The 20,887-nt window shown below is 66.7% G+C and carries 18 protein-coding genes; 7 read left to right on the top strand and 11 right to left on the bottom strand.

Annotated features, from left to right (window positions below; all coding sequences use genetic code 11):
• Positions 1-152: 152 nt before the first annotated feature.
• Complete coding sequence (locus CXY76_RS03250; protein ID WP_104162829.1) at positions 153-5,177, bottom strand: NACHT domain-containing NTPase; 5,025 nt, start codon at positions 5,175-5,177, stop codon at positions 153-155.
• A gap of 289 nt (positions 5,178-5,466) precedes the next feature.
• Here CXY76_RS03250 and CXY76_RS19165 point away from each other — a divergent pair, with 289 nt between their 5' ends.
• Both CXY76_RS19165 and CXY76_RS19170 read left to right on the top strand, forming a co-directional pair.
• Positions 5,467-6,021, top strand: coding sequence for a hypothetical protein (locus tag CXY76_RS19165; RefSeq protein ID WP_146073357.1), 555 nt, complete (start codon positions 5,467-5,469; stop codon positions 6,019-6,021).
• Between the two features lie 328 nt (positions 6,022-6,349).
• Positions 6,350-7,036: a hypothetical protein gene (locus CXY76_RS19170; RefSeq protein WP_146073358.1), complete on the top strand. Its 687-nt coding sequence runs from the start codon at positions 6,350-6,352 to the stop codon at positions 7,034-7,036.
• A 714-nt stretch (positions 7,037-7,750) separates the two neighbouring features.
• Here the strand turns inward: CXY76_RS19170 and CXY76_RS03255 are convergent.
• Positions 7,751-8,095 carry a hypothetical protein gene (locus CXY76_RS03255; protein ID WP_104162830.1) on the bottom strand — a complete coding sequence of 115 codons (345 nt, stop codon included), beginning with the start codon at positions 8,093-8,095 and terminating at the stop codon, positions 7,751-7,753.
• 78 nt (positions 8,096-8,173) lie between these two features.
• On the opposite strand from CXY76_RS03255, the gene CXY76_RS03260 reads away from it, so the two are divergent.
• The 3 genes from CXY76_RS03260 (at position 8,174) to CXY76_RS03270 (ending at position 9,656) form a co-directional block, all read left to right on the top strand.
• The gene (locus CXY76_RS03260; protein ID WP_104162831.1) at positions 8,174-8,479 is read left to right on the top strand and encodes a hypothetical protein; all 306 of its coding nucleotides are present in this window, start codon (positions 8,174-8,176) and stop codon (positions 8,477-8,479) included.
• A gap of 52 nt (positions 8,480-8,531) precedes the next feature.
• Positions 8,532-8,870: a helix-turn-helix domain-containing protein gene (locus tag CXY76_RS03265; protein WP_158253830.1), complete on the top strand. Its 339-nt coding sequence runs from the start codon at positions 8,532-8,534 to the stop codon at positions 8,868-8,870.
• A 297-nt stretch (positions 8,871-9,167) separates the two neighbouring features.
• Positions 9,168-9,656 (top strand): YajQ family cyclic di-GMP-binding protein, encoded by a 489-nt coding sequence (locus tag CXY76_RS03270; RefSeq protein ID WP_104162833.1) that lies wholly within the window; start codon positions 9,168-9,170, stop codon positions 9,654-9,656.
• 84 nt (positions 9,657-9,740) lie between these two features.
• Here the strand turns inward: CXY76_RS03270 and CXY76_RS03275 are convergent, their stop codons facing one another.
• From CXY76_RS03275 to CXY76_RS03290, 4 genes are read right to left on the bottom strand one after another with little or no spacing between them, the layout of a single operon-like run.
• Positions 9,741-10,784 (bottom strand): alpha/beta hydrolase, encoded by a 1,044-nt coding sequence (locus CXY76_RS03275; RefSeq protein ID WP_104162834.1) that lies wholly within the window; start codon positions 10,782-10,784, stop codon positions 9,741-9,743.
• 14 nt (positions 10,785-10,798) lie between these two features.
• Positions 10,799-12,196, bottom strand: coding sequence for an FAD-dependent oxidoreductase (locus tag CXY76_RS03280; RefSeq protein WP_104162835.1), 1,398 nt, complete (start codon positions 12,194-12,196; stop codon positions 10,799-10,801).
• A gap of 10 nt (positions 12,197-12,206) precedes the next feature.
• Positions 12,207-13,277: a polyprenyl synthetase family protein gene (locus CXY76_RS03285; protein WP_104162836.1), complete on the bottom strand. Its 1,071-nt coding sequence runs from the start codon at positions 13,275-13,277 to the stop codon at positions 12,207-12,209.
• A 31-nt stretch (positions 13,278-13,308) separates the two neighbouring features.
• Positions 13,309-14,034, bottom strand: coding sequence for a class I SAM-dependent methyltransferase (locus CXY76_RS03290; protein ID WP_233199533.1), 726 nt, complete (start codon positions 14,032-14,034; stop codon positions 13,309-13,311).
• 63 nt (positions 14,035-14,097) lie between these two features.
• Between CXY76_RS03290 and CXY76_RS03295 the strand changes: the two genes are divergently transcribed.
• On the top strand, positions 14,098-15,330 hold the full coding sequence (locus CXY76_RS03295; protein WP_233199534.1) for an isochorismate synthase MenF: 1,233 nt from the start codon (positions 14,098-14,100) through the stop codon (positions 15,328-15,330).
• Between the two features lie 145 nt (positions 15,331-15,475).
• On the opposite strand, the gene CXY76_RS03300 is transcribed toward CXY76_RS03295, so the two are convergent.
• The 3 genes from CXY76_RS03300 to CXY76_RS03310 form a co-directional block, all read right to left on the bottom strand.
• Entirely contained in the window at positions 15,476-15,784 is a 309-nt protein-coding gene (locus CXY76_RS03300; RefSeq protein WP_104162838.1) for a hypothetical protein, read from the bottom strand.
• Between the two features lie 150 nt (positions 15,785-15,934).
• Positions 15,935-17,719, bottom strand: a complete 1,785-nt coding sequence (menD, locus tag CXY76_RS03305) for a 2-succinyl-5-enolpyruvyl-6-hydroxy-3-cyclohexene-1-carboxylic-acid synthase (protein WP_104162858.1) — start codon at positions 17,717-17,719, stop codon at positions 15,935-15,937.
• Entirely contained in the window at positions 17,712-18,146 is a 435-nt protein-coding gene (locus CXY76_RS03310) for a PLD nuclease N-terminal domain-containing protein (protein WP_104162839.1), read from the bottom strand. Before CXY76_RS03310 ends, menD begins: the two co-directional genes overlap by 8 nt.
• 70 nt (positions 18,147-18,216) lie before the next feature.
• On the opposite strand from CXY76_RS03310, the gene CXY76_RS03315 reads away from it, so the two are divergent.
• Entirely contained in the window at positions 18,217-18,537 is a 321-nt protein-coding gene (locus tag CXY76_RS03315; RefSeq protein ID WP_104162840.1) for a DUF4229 domain-containing protein, read from the top strand.
• A 96-nt stretch (positions 18,538-18,633) separates the two neighbouring features.
• Here the strand turns inward: CXY76_RS03315 and CXY76_RS03320 are convergent, their stop codons facing one another.
• Both CXY76_RS03320 and CXY76_RS03325 read right to left on the bottom strand, forming a co-directional pair.
• Complete coding sequence (locus CXY76_RS03320) at positions 18,634-19,674, bottom strand: 1,4-dihydroxy-2-naphthoate polyprenyltransferase (protein WP_104162841.1); 1,041 nt, start codon at positions 19,672-19,674, stop codon at positions 18,634-18,636.
• A 66-nt stretch (positions 19,675-19,740) separates the two neighbouring features.
• Positions 19,741-20,886: an AMP-binding protein gene (locus CXY76_RS03325; protein ID WP_233199535.1), complete on the bottom strand. Its 1,146-nt coding sequence runs from the start codon at positions 20,884-20,886 to the stop codon at positions 19,741-19,743.
• Position 20,887: the final 1 nt, after the last annotated feature.

Consider the following 20,887-nt stretch of genomic DNA (forward strand, 5'->3'; position numbering starts at 1 on the left):
CCATCATCAATCCCCTCGTTACGCCACCAAGTCTTTCGTATCAACCACACGGGACGCCTGTTTGTACTGGTTAATATGCAAAAGCGGCGACACCAATACAGGGGGGGGGTGAAGTGAGAACGGGTTCAGCTGTAGCTTCCATGAACATCTGTCTACCGGGTCGGCTTCACGAGGTCGCTGAGTTCGGCCAGCTGGATCCGGATCGAACCTTCGAAGTCCGTCAGCGGGTCGATCATCGGCGACTCGCGGGTCGGTAGGTGCGCTGCGAGCCAGTCAAGCAGCGCCGGATCGAGGCGCCCCGCCCCCGCGAGCAGGAACGCGAGCGAAACGCGCTGGCTCCCGCTCGGCGCATTGTCGCCGACTGGTGTAAACAGTCCGTCGGCCTGGGGCAGGCTTGAGGTCGCCCGGACGGCCGCTTCTACCGACTCAACGGCAGCCGGGTCTGAACTCAGGCGCGCACGCGACTTCGCAGCGAGCACATCCATCTCCACCGTGGCCCCCATTCGAAGGCGCTGGTAGATGCGAAGGAGCAAGTCGGGCAGCCTTTCGGCATCAATCGCGCCAATGGATACGCCGGCCACGCTCTCCCAGTTCCATTCCAGGGCGATGCGGTCGTCAGACGCGAACCACTCGTACAGTTCGGAGAGCAGTGCTTTCGAGACCGGATGGTCGGGAAGCAATTCGGCGTGAAGGGCGCGGCTGTCATTTGACATACAGGACGAGTAGGCACGAGCCCTGGCATCTGGCACCTCGTCACCGATGAGCAATGCGCTGAGGCGCTCTGGATCGATGGTCCACGCACCGGCACGACGTATTAACGACGCCGCGTCGTCCGAGAATCTGTTGCCGTGCCCATGTCCTTTGTCGTGGAGCAAGAGCAATCGCAAGTGCTCCTCGCTGTACTCGCCCGCCGCCGCCCACTGAACGACGCGGGGCTCTGACCTCAACTGGGTGATCGTCCTGACAGCGTGGCGCAAATCCTCCTCCAGCGCTGGTGACTTGTCGGGTGCTCCCGCGAGCGCCGTCCACATCTGCGCTGGTCGGTGCCGAGACGGCTCGGGAGCGTCGATGAGCCCCTCGAGGTCCGAACCAAACATGTTGCGCAGCTCGCCCCAGTTCGACCCGATCAGTGCGATCAGGGCTTCGTTGTGCCGTACGAACTTTTCACGGAGACTGATTGACGGAGGGGAAGACTGTCCGTCGGCGCCTACGAGCAAGCTGAGATCCGCCGCCGCCAGAGCAGCGACCCATCCGGCCTGACGCGTCTCTTCATTTCGTGTCCCTCGCCGTACGAGAAGTTCGTGAATGGCGCCTCGTATCGTATCCGCTATGTCCGATGGGAGATCCTCTCGGAGTCGGGAACCGAAAACGGTCGCCCACGCTCGCAGACACGCATCATCCGAGTCGTGCTGCCAGTGGCCAGCCAGGCGGAGTAGCTGTTTTGTCTCTGCGCGAGAGTTGCCGAGCCCGCGTATGAACATTTCGCGGATGTCGACGTCGAGGAAGCGAAGAAGACCGAACCCGGAGTCCAGGATGTCCTCGGTACCCGGGTCGGTCGTCCACCCGAAGCCGGAAAGAATTGCGCCAGGGAGGATCTCGGGCACTTGCGCGATCGTGAGGTGTGGGTCTGCCAGCCACTCACGGGCCCTGGCGCGTGCTCCTTCAGTTCCGGCGAACGCCTGGAAATAGTCGTCGATGCCCCAATCAATGTGAGTCGGCTTTGGTACCAGGCACAGAGTGGCCAGCTCGTCCTCGTTGTAGCTGTCGACGATGGCGCGAGATTCCGCCCGATTCTCCCCTGCCTCAGAGGTGTCGCCAGCTACCGCCTTTAGGTCATGCCATTCAGTCGCGAGAGCGTTTCGCAGCGCATCGTTCGACTCAGATGGCTTATCTGAAACAGCCGATCGCGCGAGTTCGACTAGACGGGCGAAGCCCTCGCTTCTTCCGAGGACCATCGTTGCAGCGTAGGAGTACTTTCCAGCTACTTCAGGACCGCTTTGGAGCCGAGTTCGCATCGCGTCTTGGACAACCTCATCCGTGGCGAACTGGTTCCACAGCTCGTACGCGAGCGGAGTGGGTCGATCCGTATCAAGATTCGCCAGAAGCGCGTCCCGGAGAGCCGCCGTCGGCGGGAGCCCTTGGATGTGCTCGACGCCTGCGCCCCCGAACGAATGCCCGCTGTAGCGAGTGATCCCGCCGATGACCGCCGCCTCGTATTCGGGATCGCTTGCCCATATTGTCGGTACCAGCCGAGCGTCGAAAGACAGGAACGGGTGTTCGCCTCTAAGTTCTTCTTCGACCGCCCATTGCCTGAAGCGATCGTCAGCGGCAAAGGGACCGCAGGCAAGACGGTAGGCGACGTCTCGCGCGGCATTTCCGTATCGCTCGCCCGTTAGGACATTCAGGGCAGAGTCTCGCCACTCAGTCTCTTCGAATGGAAAAACGACAGGGAGCAGGTCGTTCGTGAGCGAGAGCCAGGTCGTGTCATATTCACCGCCCTCGAGGCGACGACGGACCATGTTGAGGTCGCTCTCCCGCAGGTCGCTTTGCTTATTGAGTTCACCCCACCTGTGTCTCAGATTGAGAGCCACACACCTCAGGGCCATCGATGGCTGTTGGCTTGCCCATTCGACGAGTGCGGCCAGGGCGTCGTGCTTCCACGCCCACCCGGCCGCGAGAAGAAGGACGGCCTGCACCTCGGTGTCTCCCTCACCGCGGATGGACTCGACCACGGTCTCATCGAAAGGCCGCGATGAGTAGCGAACTCGAAAAGCATCCGCAGCCGTGATTCGCACACCCCAGCTGGGGAGGCGAAGTCCCCACAGGAGGGTCCGACGAACAGCCGCTTCCTTTGACGAATCGACGTGGCGGGAGGCCCAAAGACCGGTGCGCGGATCCGAGATCGCGCCACGGAGCCAATTCGATGCGCGCTCGGCCATTTCCTCGTCGAAGGCCGGCCCACCATAGGCCTCGCCCAGCGACCGAGCCAACCGCGCGCGGTGTGCACGCCACGGGCTGCTCTCGATTCGATCTGCAATGCCTGCAACGATGACGTCCGTCGTTGCCGTTGATAGCTCGACGCGGGCCGAGAGCAGCTCCGCTGCAAACTCCCACCGCTGGTCGACGGGTCCGCTTGAGTCCCCGAGCCGCTTCAGGAGGGCTACCTCGAGTGCGTCTCGTTGCACGGACTCAGAGATCATCGCCACGAGCACGTCCCGCCAGGACGGATCGTCGATCAGCTCAGCGAATCGCTCTTCCTGAACCTCGAGACGCTGCGCAGCGAGATGCTGCCCAGCGAGGTGCTCGAGGATAAGCCGGTGAACGAAACCGTACCGATCAGCTCCATGTGAAACGAGCACTGCGAAGCGACGCTGCGCAGAATCGAATACATTTGCAGCCCACTGGAGCGCTGTCCCCTGGTCGAGCGAGAACTGCCGCACAAGGATGTCGATGAGCAGCTTCCTTACATCGTGAACCGAGGCGAAACCCGATGCGCTGACGCGTCGAAGTTCCCAAGCTAGCTCCCCAACGACAACACCAATCTGATCGTCGGCCAGCGGAGCGGCCGACGGAGTTGAGCGAAGACGTGGCATCTCGGCGAGAAAGCGAGAAACGAACTCGTCGATGATGGCCAGCTTTGTGCTTTGGAACTGGCCCGCGAGATGTAGCTCGATCAGCAACGCGAGGAATAGCGGCACGCGCGCGAGACTCGCCGCCTCATGTGACGCCTCGATATCCCCGAGCACATCCTTCGCGTCCGGCCCCTGGACGAGACGCCGAACAATCCGCGAGATCTGCGTTCGGCTCAAAGGGGCAAGGTGACCCTCCGACCACCCAAGCTTCCGCGGGATTTCACCCTTGGCATAAGGGCGAGTCGACAGCAGCGCTCGCGCCCCGGACGCATTCAGGAAGCTCTCGAGCAGCTGCAGGGCGCTGCGCGCCTGATCGGCAGTAGTCCACTCGTCAACTCCATCGATAATGAGAAAGAGTCGGTGATCGCGCAGAACCACGGGTGCCATCTTGGCGAGCTCATCTAGATCGTGACTAGCGAACCATGCCTGCACAGCCGAGAGAATCGAGTTCGAAGTACTCTCGCTTAGGTGCTTGCACAGAAATGAAAAGGGCAACCAGAGCGGGAGCTGCTCGCCGGCCTTCACCATTAGGTCCGCGGCTCGAGGCTCCTCAGACAGGAGATCGGCGGCGAGGAACCGAAGAAAGGTGCTCTTGCCGGTGCCGGCCGCACCGACGAGCAGCGTCCGCCGGCGATCGGCAACCCAGTGGTCTAGTGGGACGCGCACCTCGGTGCCGACGTCATCTCCGAAGTCTCGGAGTACCCGAGTTCGTCGAACTGCGGTGTGGGGTCGAAAGCGCCGATCAATAGAATCCTCATCGGTCAATGCAGAGACGTGTATCGGGGACGAGTCCGGCAGGGAGGTGTCGTTGTTAACTGCTCTCTCCCGCGGTGCGACGTCTAGAATCTCCAGACTCGACGCGCTGGCTCCTCCCGCGTGCAGCCGAAGTTCGTCGCCGTAGAATTCCCTAAGCGCCACGCGGAAACGGTCGTAGCTGACCCGGTCGAGCCTGTCGTCTAGCGACTTGCGCGCGCCCGGGCCGCAGTGGATCTCCACCCATTCGCGGCCGAAGAAGTCGTCGACAAGGCGAGGCAGTTCTTTGAGTTCGAGCGACAACTCTTCGGCCCCAAAAGGCACCAGCACGACACCGGCCTTGGCCAGGCGATCCGTTTGCTCGGTCAACTCATCAGCAAGGGCGACCGGTCGGAGCGAGTGCGTCGTCGCAAAGTAGAAGCGCGCACTTCGATCCACCCACTTTCCCTTGAGGAATGTCGACACTGCCTTCCGAAGTAGGGCGGGCGTGAGCTTATCGAGACGCTTGGACTGCAGCGTCACGTAATCGAGCGGAGCCTCATTGCTCTCGAGAGTGAGTCGAAGCCGAGCGTAGACGTCGATCCCATCTTGCTTCTGGCCGGGCGTTCCATAGAGCGAGGCCTGTTCGACGTCTTCGATTGCGAGCAGTACTCGGAGGAATAGCCGCTCGGTGTCCTCCGGACTCAAAACCCCGATCGGCAGAACCTGCTGGCTGGTTTCCACCGGTGGCGGCGGGAGCTGGCCGTCGGGTGCGCTGAGAAGCCAGCTTGTGGCTTCGGGATCAGCGGGCACGGTCTAGTTCCATCCGGGTGGCGATGAGGCTCGAGTACGTGTCGCGGGCTATCGGCCAACTAGACGCAACAACATACAGTTCACGGCCAGGGTATCGTCATCTGGTGACCTAGCGACGGCTCGGTGCGGCGTGGGCTCAGCTCCCATCATCCAACCCTCGGATGGTGACTGATAGTGCGGTCGCCGGCCGCGACGCAGACCGGCAGCGCTCTCCGCCCAGCGCAGCCGGGTCGTCTGACATTGCGGTCATCCCGTCGCCATCCGGACAGCGAACTGAAAGACTCATCAAGTGAGTTATTCCGATGTTTTAGCCTCCTGCGCACTGCTCGTTTCCTTGGCAACAGCTGGTTGGACCGCATGGAGAGCGTGGCGCTGGGATCGCCCGGTGATTGAGGTAACCGGCGAACAATGGCTCGGGCAACGCAGCACCGCGCCCGGGCAACACATCGCTGGGTTCAGCATGGAAGTCGTCAACACGGGAAACATATCCACGCAGGTGATAGCTGCATTCTGGCAAATCGACCGCGGAGACGGCATCGATGTCCGCTTTACTGCATCTCACGGCGGCGGAGGCTTCGAATCCTTCTTCACTCCGCCGGACCATGCAAGCGCACCCGAACTTCCGTTCCCTCTTGACCGCTATCACCGTCGTGCTTGGGACTTTGAGATGAGTCTCGAGGGCATTCGCGAGCAGGAAACGATCCGTCGAGCTCGCCCGGGCGTTCAATATACGTCAAGACGGAAAACCGAGTATGCCTACGGCGACTGGCAGCCCTCTCAAATCGGGATGGAAGCGGTGCGGATCGCCATTGACACCGACCCTCACCGCGGAGGCTCGAACTGAGGCGAGAGGCGCCCGCGACAGAGCGAACAGATTCGGTCCAGCCGCACGCCCCCAGCTCGGTATTTCCCCGAACTGGGGGCGGTGCTGTGGCCACGTGGGCCGCTTCATAGTTTCGCACCCGGCCTCGAAGCAATAGTCTCGCGGTAAGCCCGGCGCCTGCGCCCAGGCATTGTGAGCAACCATGAGACGTCCCGCCGCCCTGTCCGTTGCCGTGTCGTTGCTCCTTCTGACCGGATGCGCGGCAAGTTCGAGCGCGCCGGCAGCTGAGCCGTCTTCGGAAGCGGCTGAACCCACTGCAACCGCAAGCGCCCCACCTGAGGTAATCCCCTTGGACCCCACGGTTTGGAGCGGGGCTTCCACCATCTCCGTCGGTGTCCGGAGGATCTTCGATTACACGAACCGGGAAGGCTATCAGTACCAGCTGACCTACAACGTGGCCGCTCCGACAGCCACGACCAGTCTCGTCAACGCGAAACCCGGCGAGGTCGACGTCGAGTTGAACCTCACTGGCGCTCTGACCATCGCGAACAAGTCCGGCGGGCGGACCGCGCCAGCGAATTACCTGCCGGCTCTCTACCCATACTGGACAGACCCTGCCGTCTGCGACCTCGATACCAACAACGGAGGCGCCGTGAAAGTACTGAACGAGGCGTTCTCTCCGGGCACAGTCGCTTGCACCCGATCAAACTTCAACAACATCGACGTGCCCAAGCCGCTGGACCCGGACGCCACGGAGGAACGCCCCATCGCAACATCCGACATCTTCACCGCCGCGCTGGGGACGGGGGCGAGGCTCTCGCTTCGAGCTTGGCAACACCGGCGGGTTACGTCCTCCTGGGAACCTCCGGCTCGGACGCAGCCGCCGAGAACTGCAAAGTCCAGCTCGGTGGCCTCATCCTATGGTCGACGCTGGAGACCACCGGATGCTCACCTGCCGTGGTCCCTGTCGATGCCGCCAGCGTTCCTGAGCCTGGTTCTCTCGCCGCGGCTCTCGCGCCGCTCATGGAAGCGGTAGCTTCGCCGGGAAAATGCCCGTTCGGAGCCCCGAGCGCGTACGACAGTGAGGTCACAGGGTGGGCGACGCTTGCAGTGACCGAGTACGAGGGCCACAAGTTTTTGTCTTGCATGGCCGGGGGCCTCAGTTGGCAGGCGCGCCCGCTTGATGGTCGAACTGCCATCGAGGCACTGAACAGTCCGGCTCCCGGATCTTCTTTCAGCGAACCGCAACCGTTACTCGGTGGAAGCGCAATAATCTGGGGGAATGGATACGGGTTCCATGGGGTCTGGTTCGACCAAGAGGTTGCGATCACTGGCGGTGGACTGCCTGACACAGCTTCGGCCGAGGAGGTGGCGGCCTGGTTCGCCGCCAATCTGCCACTGGCCCTCGCGAACGCCGGGAGCTAGCCCACCCGGGCCGTCTCTCGGGCCAGCCCCACCTCAGATCCGACCACGAACGTTTCAGCGCACCGGCAGCGATCCCAGTCGAGACCCTAAGCCGCCCGCGCCAGCCTCGGACGAGAATGGATGGCATCGCCGCTGTCTCGCTCGTGCGCGGGTAGGGCACCTTCGTGCACGCGCTCATTCCAGTCGTCGGCGGTTTCCCGCTGATCGCGATTCGCCGAACGGAGCTAAATTGATTCGACCTCGCCGCGCCGCGGGCCGCAAATGATGCGCTCGAGTGTGGCGTCGATCATGGCGAAGGCAACGCCGCTAAGGATCCCGCGCAACATCAGAAGATCATTCCGTGGCGGATCAGGTCGGCGGCTTCGAGCGAGTCGAGGAAGCGCGTGGTCGTGGTCGTGTCGAGGTGGCAGGCGCCCTCGTTGTGGGCGATGACGGCGAGGAAGTCCCGCTGCTCGCGGCGCCCCTGCTCGGTGAGCGAACCGTAGAAATCTGCGCCGTAGACAGCGGTGAGCAAGTTGTCCTCGCTGTCGGCGTAGACCGTGCGTCCATCGGGAGTTTGCGCGAAGAAGCCGGTGGCCGTCATCGCGGCGATCATCTCGGCGTGCAGCGCGGCACTGGCTGCGGCGAGCTCGGCTTCGGTGGGTTCGTGGGCCTCGTAGTTTTCGGTCATGTGAGGCCTATGCGCGGCAATCGCGGCGAAGCGATTGCATCCTGTGAGTTGGCTGAGATTCTCAGGTAGACTGCTTATATGACCAAACCCGAATTCAGCGAAATCAACACGCCGTTCTCATGCGAACTGCCAGCCAAGGATCGCTCCACCGCTCGCCGCTCACACCACCGTAGGCTGGCCGCCTCCAAGCCCGCCATCCTCGATGAAGCGGATGCCATCGCCGACGCTCTCTTGGACTTCGCGGAGCTGGCCGAAGACAAATGGCTGGAAGAACGCCGGCAGGACTTGGCTGAGGCCGATTTGATGTACGGCACTGGAATTACAGAGCCGAACCCGGCCACTGTCGATGGCTGGTGGGAGGGCTACGCCCCTAGCCGATACTAAAAAGCGGTCCTGGGTATTCTTTTCTGTACATAAGGCCACGAAAGGGGATCTAATGCACACTTTTCAGAGTTTCCCAGGCCACAATCGGACCACAGACGAATGGCTGGTGCGGATCGGCGCGCAGATTCGCTCCGTGCGCATCGATCTCGGCATCGAGCAGGAAGAGCTGGCCCGCCGAGCATCGGTGAGCCGGGGTGCCGTGCATGGCCTCGAGTGTGGCACCGGATCGTCCCTTCGCACTTTGATCAAAGTCGCGCGAGTCCTCGAGCTCGAGGACTGGTTGGGCGACATCACCGAGGATGAAAGAATGCCCGGCCCGCTCGAGCAGCTGGCTGCGCAGCAGAAACATGAGCGGGAGGTGAGGATGCGGGTCAGCCACAGCCGACAGTGAGGCTAACAAACCCGAGAACCGATGAATCCTCCAAGCTGGCTGTGAACCTGATGCCCCCGCGTAACACGTGACCTCGAAATGAATCAGGCGTACGGGAAGCTCTCAGACATACGGCCATAGCCGGTGGGGCCGCGCCATCTGCGGCTACCCAGCGCCCGCCGTAGACTGGTTCTGCAGCACACCCCACAACTGTCCCCCATTCGGGGGTAATTCGGGCTCTAGTTGGTGCTCAAGTTGTGGCACACTCGCCGCAACACCCCCACAGGCCGCATAAAACCAAGGGATACGGACTAAGCCATGGCAGATTCTACGTTCGACATCGTCAGCAAGGTCGACCCCATGGAGGTCGACAACGCGCTCAACCAGGCTCACAAAGAGGTGGCGCAGCGCTACGACTTCAAGAACGTCGGCGCATCCATCGAGATGAGCGGCGAGAAGGTGCTCATGAAGGCGAACACCGAGGAACGCGTCAAGGCGATCCTCGAGGTGTTCGAGTCGAAGCTGATCAAGCGCGGCATCTCCCTGCGCAGCCTCGACGCCGGCGAGCCGTTCGCCTCCGGCAAGGAGTACCGGATCGAGGCCAGCATGAAGGCCGGCATCGACCAGGAGAACGCGAAGAAGATCAACAAGATCATCCGCGACGAGGGCCCCAAGGGCGTCAAGAGCCAGATCCAGGGCGACGAACTGCGCGTGAGCTCGAAGAGCCGCGACGACCTGCAGTCCACCATGGCCCTGCTCAAGGGCAAGGACCTCGACGTGGCCCTCCAGTTCGTCAACTTCCGCTAGTCCCCCTGCCGTCCCTCCCGCGAACTGTGAGACAAGCCCCAGAATCTTGCGAGATGTGGGGCTTTTCTCACGGTTCGCGGATGGTTAGGGCGCGTAGGCGCGCAGCCAACGGGTGAGTGCGGCGTAGGCCGCTTCGCGCGGTTCCTCGGCGGAGAGGACCACGTCGTGCAGGGCTCCCTCGATGCGCGCCACGGTCACCGTCGTGCCCAGCCGCACGGCCGCCCTGGCGATGTCGTTCACCACCAGGACACTGTCGCTGTGCCGCATCTGGTCGCTCCAGCGCGGCAGGATCGTCGATCGCGCCGAGAGCATCGTGAGGACGGGCACCTCGATGCCCAGCCCGGCCGCCACGGCGGCGTGGCCCTCGAGCACGGCGTTCAGCCAGGCCCGGGGCGGCGGAAAACCGCGCGGCGGGCGCCAGCGCGGTTCGTACGACCACTCGCCGTCGAACTCGGCCGAGACCGAGCGGCTGTAGAAGCCCAGGTCCACCTGGGGCAGGGTGCCCAGCGGCTGCACGCGGGCGCCCAGCTGCACGAGGGGCGTGATGAAGGCCCGGCCCACACCGCCGGCCTGAAACTCCAGCCACGGGCTGTTCAGCACGAGCGCATGGGCACGGCCCGGGTGCCTGGACACCCACAGGCTCAGGGTGAGGCCGCCGGTCGAGTGCCCCATCAGCACCAGCTTGCGCCCCGAGGGCCGTTCGGCGTTTTCGCCGTGGCCTATCGCGGCGAGAGCGGCTTCGATGTCGGCATCGTAGGTGGCCAGGTCGGCCACGAAGCCGGGCGTCTGATACTCCCGCAGGCTGCGCCCGTACTTTCGCAGATCGAGGGCGTAGAACCGGGCGCCGAGACCATGCCAATGCTCGGCGAGACCGGTCTGGAAGAAGTAGTCCGACCAACCGTGCAGGTAGAGCACATCGGTGCCGCGCGCCGGGGCGACCGGAGACACCAGGTCGGTCAGGGGCGGGTGGTACCGCACCAGGGTGGCGACGACCTCCCCCTCGCCGTCACTGCCGAGCGGCAGGGTGGCTGCCTGGTAGTCGCTCCCCAGGATGTCGTCCTGCCAGTCGACACCACGCGAACTGTGAGCTAAGCCCCCAAAACGTTGGGTTTTCGGGGCTCTACTCACAGTTCGCGGCTTGACTACAGTTCGGCGGGGACGTTCGCTCGGGAGACCTCGACCATTTCGTGGCGCGGCACGACCTTGACGCGCACGCGGCCCTGCTCGGAACCGATCGCCAGCTCATGCAGGTCGAGGCGGTGCCAGCCGTCGAGGTTGGTGTACTCCACACCGCGGGACTCGAGCAGCTCCACGATGCTCTGCTCCTCGGGCGCTTCGGGCCGCCACCAGTTGCCGACATCGTTGATCAGGTGCCGCACGGTCTCCATCGCGTCGGACTTGGTGTGCCCGATCAGGCCCACCGGTCCGCGCTTGATCCAACCGGTGGCGTAGACGCCGTACATCTGCTGGGACCCGGTGCTGGACTCGAAGCCGGGCTCACCCTTCCAGAGCACCTGGCCCTCGCGGTTGGGGATCACGCCGCGCTTCTTGTCGAACGGGATGCCGGGCAGCGAGGAGCCGTAGTAGCCGACCGCCCGGTAGATGGCCTGGATCGGCAGCTCCCGGATCTCGCCGGTGCCGTGCACGCCGCCGTGGCCATCCGGTGCGGTGCGTTCGTACCTGAAGCCGCCGACGTGGCCGTTGCCGTCGTCGGTGACCTCCACCGGCCGGGCGAAGAAGTGCAGGTGCAGCCGACGCGATGCCGTGCCCGTCTCGCGCTTCCGCCACTGGTTGAGCACCTTGTCGATCACGAAGACCTGCTTGTTGCTGGCCACCGCCGCGCGGGCGGCGTCGTCGTAGTCGAAGTCCTCGTCGTAGACGATGATGTCCACGTCCGGCAGCTCGCCGAGTTCACGCAGTTCCAGCGGGGTGAACTTCACCGAGGTGGGGCCGCGGCGACCGAACACGTGCACGTCCGTCACCGGCGAGGCCTTGAGGCCGTCATAGACGTTGGCGGGGATCTCGGTGGGCAGCAGGTCGTCGGCGTGCTTGGCGAGCATGCGGGAGACATCCAGCGCCACGTTGCCGTTGCCGATCACGGCGACGGACTTGGCCTCGAGCGGCCAGGTGCGCGGCACGTCGGGGTGGCCGTCGAACCAGCTGACGAACCTGGCGGCGCCGTAGGAGCCCTCGAGTTCGATGCCGGGGATGGGCAGGTTGGCGTCGTGCACGGCGCCGGTTGCGAAGATGACCGCGTTGTAGTGCTTCTTGAGGTCATCGAGGGTGATGTCGGTGCCGTAGCGCACGTTGCCGAACAGGCGGATGTCGCCCCGGTCCAGCACGTCGCGGAGCGCGTTGATGATGCCCTTGATGCGGGGGTGGTCGGGCGCCACGCCGTAACGCACCAGCCCGTAGGGGGCCGGCAGGTGGTCGAACAGGTCGATCGAAACGTCGAAGTTCCGCTCGGCCTTCAAGAGGATGTCTGCGGCGTAGATGCCGGCGGGGCCCGCACCGACGATGGCCAATCGCAACTTGGTCATGGAAGCCTTTCTAGCTGGATCGCTCGACGATGGTCTCGGCGAAGCGGGTGAGCGCCTTCTTGACCGAGCCGTTCGGCAGGGGGGCGAGGGCGGCAACGGCTTCACGGGCCCAACCGTGGGCCTCCGCGAGCGTCTGGGTGGTCACGTCGTGTTCGCGCAGAGCCGTGATGGCGGAGTCGGCGGCCTCGGTGGCCACACCGGCGCTGCTCATCACATCGGCCTCGAGGCGGGCGGCCAGGTCAGCGGCGCGCACATCCGTTGCCGCACGCTCGCGTAGGCGCAGCAGCGGCAGGGTGGCGACGCCGGCACGCAGGTCGGTGCCGGGCACCTTGCCGGTCGCCTCGGGCTGCGGCGACAGGTCGAGCACGTCGTCGATGAGTTGGAAGGCGACACCGATCCGCTCACCGAACAAGACGACGGGCTCCTCGAATTCCTGGGGCGCGTTGGAGAAGATGACGCCGGCCTGGGCGGCGGCGGCGATCAGCGACCCGGTCTTGTCGGCGAGCACCTGGATGTAATGGTCGACGGGGTCTTCGCCGTCCTTCGGGCCGACGGTCTCGTGCAGCTGGCCGAGCACCAACCGTTCGAAGGTGTCACCCTGCAGGCGGATGGCGCGTTCGCCGAGCCTGCCCATCAGCTGACTGGCCCGCGAGAAGAGCAGGTCGCCGGCCAGGATGGCGATGGAGTTGCCCCAGACGACCTGGGCGCTGGGCACGCCGCGGCGTTTGTCGGCGTCGTCCATGACGTCGTCGTGGTACAGCGAGGCGAGGTGGGTGATCTCGATGGCCGTCGCGGCGCGGACGACGTCGGGGATGGTGCCGTCGCCGAGGTGCGACGTGAGCAGGGCGAGCATCGGGCGCACACGCTTGCCGCCGGCGTTGAGCAGGTACCGGCTGGTGACAGCGGCGATCTCGTCAGCGAAGACCAGCTCGGCGAGCAGGCTCGACGTCACCTCGTCGAGTCCTGTCTCGATGCTGGCGGCGAGGCCACGGTCGGCGGCGGTGGAGAAGATTCGATCGCTCAGGCCCAGCTGCGACGTTACCGACGGGCTCCGGCGGGCCACGGGGGCGGTCAATTTCACTCTGTCAGCCTAACGATCGGATCTGGGAGTTTCAGGAAGTTGAAGCGGGGGCGTGCTGGGTCTTGATTCCGCGGTGCAGAGCCACGATACCGAGACTGAGGTTGCGGTACGCCACGGCATCGTATCCGGCGTCGCGCAGCCAGGCGCTGAGGGTGGGCTGGTTCGGCCACGCGGCGATGGATTCGCCCAGGTAGTCGTAGGCCTCGGCGTTGGAGGAGGCCAGCTTCACGATGCGCGGCATCACGTGATTGAGGTAGGCGAAGTAGCCCACCCGGATGGGCGCGACGGGAGGGGTGGAGAACTCGCAGATGACCACGCGGCCGCCGGGCTTGGTGACCCTGTAGAACTCCGCGAGGGCTTTCTTGGGCTCCACCACGTTGCGCAGGCCGAAGGAGATGGTGACGGCGTCGAACTCGCCGTCCTCGAACGGCAGCTGGGTGGCATCCGCCTGCACGAACTCGACGTTGGGGTTGTCGGCGTGCCGTTCGCGGCCCACCTTGATCATGCCCGCGGAGAAGTCGGCGGCCACGACGTGCGCGCCGGTGTGCGCCAGGGCCACGCTGGAGGTGCCGGTGCCGGCCGCGATGTCGAGGATCCGCTCGCCGCGACGGGGGTTGACGGCCCTGGTGGTGGCGACGCGCCACAGCGAGGCGTTGCCCACCGAGAGCAGCGCGTTGGTGCGGTCGTAGTGGGTCGAGACCAAATCGAACATGGCGGCGACCTGGGCGGGCTGCTTATTAAGATCTGCTCTACTCACCGGTCCAGTCTAGATTGCGGCGCGCGGCCCGGGTATCAACGGGCGCGGGCTTAGGGTAGACAAGTGAATGCGCCAGCTCTAACGGTTGAGACCTCCCCGATTGCCGACATTCGCCAGCTGATCCTGCTGCTCGACGAGCGCCAACCGCTGCTCTGGATGCGCCGCAACCAGGGCCTCGCCGGCATCGGCACGGCCCTGCGCCTCGAGTTCTCCGGTCCTACCCGCATGGCGGATGCCGCCGCCGCCTGGCGCGACGTCGTCGCGGCCGCCACCGTGACCGACCCGCTGGCACGCACGGGCACCGGCCTGCTGGCCTTCGGCACCTTCGCCTTCGACGACTTCTCCGGCCAGACCAGCGTGCTGATCGTGCCGGAGATGATCGTGGGCCGCGAGGACGGCCAGTGCTGGGTCACCCGGATCTGGCCCACCGGCCAGGCCGCCCCCGAGATTCCGCTGGCGCTGCGCCCGCTCGGCGACGAATACCGCATCTCGCTGCTGCCGGGCGCCCTGAAACCGGCCGGCTACCGGGCGGCCGTCGCCGCCGCGGTGGACCACATCGGCGCCCAGGAACTGAGCAAGGTGGTTCTCGCCCGCGACCTCGTCGGCCGGCTGCCCGCCGAGTCCGACCTGCGCCTGCTGCTGACCGAGCTGGCCCTGGGCTACCCGGACTGCTGGACCTACGCCGTCGACGGGCTCGTCGGCTCCAGCCCGGAGACGCTGATCCGGGCCGATCACAACGAGGTCAACGCCCGCGTGCTCGCCGGCACCATTTCCCGCGGGGCGGATGCCGCGGCCGACCTCGAGGCAGCCCTCGCGCTGGCCACCTCGAGCAAGGACGGCGACGAACACGAGTTCGCCGTGCAGAGTGTGCTCGCCGCTTTGCGCCCGCACACCTCGGTGCTCACCACGAGCGAGATCCCGTTCACGGTGAAGCTGCCCAACCTGTGGCACCTGGCCACCGACGTCGAGGGCACCCTGAGCGACGGGTCCACCTCGCTGGACCTGATTGCGGCGATGCACCCGACCGCGGCGGTCGCCGGCACGCCCACGCTGGACGCTCTCGCGCTCATCCGCGAGTTGGAGCCGTTCGACCGCGGCCGTTACGCCGGCCCGGTGGGCTGGGTCGGCGCGGACGGCGACGGCGAGTGGGCCATCGCGTTGCGTTGCGCACAGATCTCTCCCGCCGGCGACGTCACGGCGTACGCCGGCTGCGGCATCGTCCTGGACTCGGACCCCGACCGCGAGCTGGCCGAAACCAAGATGAAGTTCCGCCCCGTGGTGGAGGCCTTCGGCTAACAGCCGCCAGGCGTCCGAAGGCCGGCCGCAGACTGCAACTGTTCCCGCTCCGGACAATTGGTCCCGGCACACCGGGCGCAATTGTCCGCTTCGGGCACAGTTGGCGGATGTTCCGCCCGGCCGAGCGGCGCCGGGCCGAGCCGGGCTATCCGGCCAGGTTGTTGGCCTGGGTCACCATCAGGACGACCACGATCACGTCGACCACGATGTTGGTCAGCACCGCCAGAATCGAGAGGATCAGGGCGCTCAGGCCGAGCGCCGGGCGGTTCGAGCGCCGTCGGGCCAACAGGCCGAGGATCACGCCGGCGCTGCCGAGGATCAGGCCGAGCACCGGCATCCAGCCGCAGAGGAACGCGATGACGCCGACGATCATGGCTGACAGCGCGAGTGTGTCGGCGCGGGCCCGGGCCGGCGGGAACGCGGCCGATGCTGGTGGTGCGGTTCTACCGGACATGGCACTCCTTGGCCGTTCCGCACGTCTGGCACGGAACGAGAGCAACGGTACCAAACGGTCAGCGAACAACTGGTGCCACTGCGGACAATTGCACCCGGTGCGCCGGGCACATTTGTCCGCACCGGGAACAGAAGTGGCCGGGTTCTGCTGCTAGCGGGCCAGCGGAACCTCGAGCAGGGTAGGGCGGGCCACCGGCGCGGTCAGCGCGGATTCGAGGGTGCTGCGGGTGGCCGCGCGCGCGTAGTCCCAGCCGTAGGCGGTGGCGAGCGCCTCGAGGTTCACCTGCTGCGGGGTGAAGAGCACCCTGTCGATCGCGGACGGGGCGGCGGTGGCCGCCACCTCGAGGCCGTCGAAGATGGTGCCGCCGCCGTCGTTGCCCACGACCACCTGCAGCCGCGGCCGCACCTCACCGGGCGCGATCAGCAGCGAGCCGGCGTCGTGCAGCAGGGTCACGTCGCCGACGAGCAGCCGGGTTGTGCCCGTCGAGAGCGGATGCGCCCCGGCCTGGCTGGCCAGCGCGATGCCCAGCGCCGTGGCGACGGTGCCGTCGATGCCGGCCAGGCCCCGGTTGGCGTGCACGGGGATCTTCTTGCCCGTCACCCGGGTGTCCAGCTCGCGGATCAGCCTGGACGCGCCCAGCACCAGACGGTCGTGCGGCCAGGAGGCGCGCCACACGGCGTCGGCGAGCATCGCCCTGGTGACCGGGGCCTTCATCGCGGCGAACTCGGCCTTGGACAGTCCGTGGGTGTTGAACGCGGGGGCGTCGAGCTCGGTGTCCTGGGCCAGAATGCTCCGGCTGGCCATCACCCATCGGCCCGCCCAGGCCCGGGCCTCGCGGGTGCCCGCCACGACGATGGCCTCGTCGGTGGCGGCAACGGCGCGCACGAACCTGGCCACCCGGTGGCCGGGGTTGTACCACTCGAGGCCGGCCGGGGCCACGACGATGGTCTCCACGTCATCGCGCAGCACGAGCGCCGGGATCTCCCGGCTGAGGGTGGGGTGGCCGAACACGATCACGCGCTGCACCTGGCCGCCGAAGTCGGCGTCACCGAGCAGTTCGCGGTATGCCACAACCAGGTTCGGGCCGAACCTGGCGCCGCTGGAGACCTCGGCGATCAGCGGCCAGCCGGCGAGACGGGCGAGCTGCTCCGCTGCCGGTCCGGCGCCGGCGCCGGCCACCACGACGGTGCGGGGACCCGGCGGCAACGGCAGCGGCGGGCCGGTAGCCACGGCGGGCGCCGCATCCGGCCGGCCCGGCAGCACCGCGTCAGCGGCGCCGGCCTCGAGGGCAACAGCCTCGAGCTCGACGGCGGCCGACAGCGGCTCGCGGAACGCCAGGTTCAGCTGCACGGGTCCGGGGTTGTTCGTCTGGGTGCCCAGCGCCGTCGCGTAGGCGAGCCGTGCGAGGGCGATCGCGGTGTCGGACTCCCCCACGCTTCCGTCTGGGGCCGCCACATCCTCCGAGAGACGCACGGCCCCGGCGAAGATGCCCGGCTGCACGGTGGTCTGGTTCGAGCGGATGCCCCGCAGCTCGGCCGGCCTGTCGGCGGTGAGCAGGATCATGGGCACCACGGAGTGGTGTGCCTCGAGCACCGCTGGATGCAGGTTGGCCACGGCGGTGCCGGAGGTGCAGGCCACGAGCGCGGGGCGACCGCTCTCGATGGCGAGCCCGAGCGCGAGGAATCCCGCTCCGCGCTCGTCGATGCGCACGTGCAGGCGCAGCAGGCCGAGGCGTTCGAATTCGGCGGCGGCCAGGGCCAGCGCCTGGGACCGTGACCCCGGGCTGAGCACGATGTCGCGCACGCCGAGGCTCACGAATTCGGCCAGCAACGCCACGCTGAAGTCGGTGGCGGGGCTGCCGCTGGGCGCGACCTCACGAACGAGTGCCGTGCCGGGCAGGGTGGTCGAGCCGAGGTCCTCGGTGGTCTCAGGCATCCCGTCGGCCCGGCTGGTCACCCTCACCGGGTTCGGTCTTCTTGGGGTCGACGCCGGCGGCGTCGGGGCGGGGCGGCTCGTCGGCCGGCGGGTCCATCTTGTCGAAATCGGCCAGTTCCTGCTCGAGGTCACGGATGCGCTGGTCCTGGTCCTTCACGCGGTCCAGACCGCGCAGGAAGTCGGGGTCGTCATCCGGGGCCATCGACCTGGTGACCCTGCCGCCGGTGTTCGCGGTGTTGCTGCGACGACCGCGACCGATCACCAGCCACAGGACGGCGCCGATCACGGGAAGGAAGATGATCATCAGGATCCAGGCCCAGCGGGGAACGCCACGTATGCGATTGCGGTCGAACAGCGCGCAATCCACCACCGCATAGACGGTGAGAATGACGACGACGACTCCGAGGCCGAACAACAGGCGGAACATGGTGCCAATTGTAGGCCGGTCAGCCGAGAGATCGGTGAGTACTCTCAGCGGCACGGTTTAAGCTGCAGGTATGAAAGCTGTTCCAGCCTGGTTGGTGTTCACCGTGCTCCGCGTCCTGATGTTCGCCGTACCGTTCGTGGTGCTGTCGCTGCTGGGCATCGAGGGCTGGTTGGCGGCGCTGCTCGCCGCGGTGATCGGCCTGTGCCTGTCCTACATTTTCCTGCGCGCCCCGCGCGACACCGTGGCCCGCGGCCTCTACGAGGTGCGGCACCGCGACAAGGAGCCCGTGCACCCTGACGCCGAGTCCGAGGACGCCGCCGTCGACCGCGCCGAGGCTGGCCAGAACACCGCTAGCCAGGACAAGGCCGGCCACACCCCGAGCGCGCCCTAGTCATCCGCCGGCCTCGCGCCGGGCAACTGTTGCCGCACCGGACAATTGCGCCCGGTGCGCCGGGTGCAATTGTCCGCACGGGTAACAGTTGTGCCGCTACAGGGCGAAGGCCAGCCCGAGCATGATGCCGTAGAGCAGCGCCGCCATGCTGGTGAGCTTGAGCGCCAGGATCAGTTCCTTCGCGGTCTTCGCGGTCGCCACGATCAGGCAGGCCGGCAGCACCAGCAGCAGCACGAAGAAGGTGAGCCAGGCCAGCGGGTAGAACAGCGCGAAGAATCCCGCGATGGCGAACGGCACCAGCAGGAACACGCAGAACACCACGCGGGAGGCCCGGGCGCCGATCCACACGGCCAGGGTGCGCTTGCCGGCCACCTTGTCCGGCTTGATGTCGCGCAGGTTGTTCACCATCAGGACCGCGCAGGCGATCAGGCCGATGGCCACGGCGCTCAACCAGCTCTCCAGGTTGACAGTGCCCACCTGAACGTAGGTGGTGCCAGTGGTGGCGACCAGGCCGAAGAAGACGAACACGAAGAGTTCACCCAGGCCCAGGTAGCCGTACGGCTTTTTGCCGCCGGTGTAGAACCAGGCCGCCACGATGGCCAGGGCGCCCACGGCGAGCAGCCACCAGTACTGGCTCACGACCACGAGCACCAGGCCGGTCACGGCGGCGATGCCGAAGAAAGCCAGCGCCACGGTGAGCACGGCGCGGGGCTTGGCGGCTCCCCCGCCGGTGAGACGGGCCGGACCGACCCGGTGATTGTCGGTGCCGCGGATGCCGTCGGAATAGTCGTTCGCGTAGTTCACGCCGATCTGCAGGCTCACCGCCACTACCAGCGCGAGCAGCGCCCGCACCCAGTGGAACTCGCCGGCGCCACCGGCCACGACAGCCGCTCCGGTTCCCAGCGCCACCGGGGCCACGGCCAGGGGCAGGGTGCGTAGGCGTGCACCGGAGATCCAGTCGCCGGCAGTGGCCGGCGCGCTGCGGGCGGGTCCGGTCACGGCACCGTTCTTCCGGGCCGGGTTGCCCGACTTCGCCGGGTTCTTGTGCCCGGTCGGCGCCGAATTGCGGACGCCGTTCTGGCTGGTCTGACGGGACTTCTGTTGTTTCGGCTCGTTCGGCCGCGCTCCATGTGCCACGCCCTCATGTTACTGGCCGCATCCGGGTTTCGGCCGGGCTCCCCGGCAGTCCGGCCGGTCGGTGCCTCAGAGCGCGATGAACGCTTCCAACGCCTGCCGGTCCGGCTTTCCCGAGGCCAGGAGCGGGATGGCATCGACCGTCACGATGCGAGCGGGGCGGGCGGCCCGGCCCAGAGCCGCGGCCGCGGCGGCGCGCACGGGCTCCAGCGGCGGCGGTGCGGTGGCAGCCAGCACGACCACCGGCGCCTGGCCCCAGACCGGGTCGGCCGCGCGCACCACGACGGCCTCGCCCAGACCGGGGAGGGTGCGCACCAGGGTCTCGACGGCGTCGAGCGACACCTTCTCCCCGCCGGAGACGATCACGTTGTCGGCCCGGCCGGTGACGCTCACGGTGCCGTCGTCGGCGACGGTGCCCAGGTCACCCGTGCGGTACCAGCGCACGCCCTGGTCGTCCAGGAACCTGTCGCCGGTGCGGTCCTCGTCGCCGAGGTACCCGTCGGCGAGAACCGCACCGCTGATCTCGAGTTGACCGTCCACGGCGCGCACCAGGGTGTTGCCGATCGGGACGCCGTCGTACACGCAGCCGCCGGCGGTCTCGGATGAACCGTAGGTGCGCAACACCCGGATCCGGAGCCGTTCGGCCCGGTCGATCAGCGCCGGGGCGACGGCCTGGCCGCCCACGAGGATGCCGGTGAACCGCCGGAGCACGGTCAGGATCGCCGGGTCGGCGTCCGCGGCATCCAGCAACCGGGCCAGCTGCACGGGAACCAGCGAGGTGAACCGCAACGGTTCGACGAGGCGGCGGGCGTACTCGGCGAACACGACGGGGTCGAAGTGACCCGGCGGCAGCAGGACGGGCTCGGTGCCGGCCGCGATCGACCGCACCAGCACCTGCACCCCGGCAATGTAGTGGGCGGGCAGGGCGAGCAACCACTGGCCGTCGCCGCCGAGGGCAACGCTCGACGCTGCCGCGGAGGCGAGCAACGCGTCGGTGCTCAGCATCACCCGCTTGGGCGCGGCCGTCGAGCCCGACGTTTCGATCACCACGGCCACCCGGCGCGGCACCGGTCCGATCCCGCCGGGGCCGGTCCCGGTCCCGTTCCCGGACGACGGCACCGGCAGCAGCGCGTCACCGGTGGCGGAGAGCGCCAGGCGCAACTCAGTCAGCAGGTGCAGCGGATCCCCGGCGGGAACGACGCGGACGGGCCTCACC

The organism is Cryobacterium sp. N22 (genome assembly GCF_002929555.1).
In the GTDB taxonomy this organism is placed as follows: Bacteria; Actinomycetota; Actinomycetes; order Actinomycetales; family Microbacteriaceae; genus Cryobacterium.